Origin of the sequence: Paenibacillus plantiphilus, from assembly GCF_927798095.1 — a bacterium.
GTDB classification, from domain to species: Bacteria; Bacillota; Bacilli; order Paenibacillales; family Paenibacillaceae; genus Paenibacillus_Z; species Paenibacillus_Z plantiphilus.
Genome location: NZ_CAKMMF010000090.1, coordinates 1 through 459, shown reverse-complemented (window position 1 = coordinate 459; position 459 = coordinate 1). Strand labels below are relative to the sequence as shown.

Annotated in this window: 1 protein-coding gene; it reads left to right on the top strand. The window is 53.2% G+C overall.

Features of this window, described 5'->3' with window-relative positions; all coding sequences use genetic code 11:
* On the top strand, positions 1–459 hold a 459-nt coding region (locus L6H65_RS26490; protein ID WP_290370484.1), incomplete at both ends, for a carbohydrate binding domain-containing protein.

The window sequence follows — 459 nt, the reverse complement described above, 5'->3', positions numbered from 1 at the left end:
GGACGAATGTCAACATCCACTATCGCGCAGAGGGCGGCACATGGACAGCTGTTCCAGGCGTGAAGATGGAGAACGATCCGCTCAACCCTGGCTACAAGAAAATAACGGTTGATATCGGCACAGCTACCCGTCTGGAAGCTTGCTTCAACAACGGCAGCAACGTATGGGATAGCAATGGCCAATCGAACTACTTCTTCCCAGCAGGCGACAACACGTACATCCCTGGCAACAATGGTGCGCCAGGTCAAGTGAAAGTCGGGGAGAAACCGACAGGAGTCGATACCGTTGCTCCTTCGGTCCCAGCTAATCTGGCTGGCAACCTCAGCACAGGCACTCCGAAGACAGTTACACTGTCTTGGAGCGCTTCGACGGACAACATTAGCGTAACGGGTTATGAAATTACACGTAAAGCAGGCACAAGCACGGAGACCTTTACGGTGAATGCAACGACCTACATCG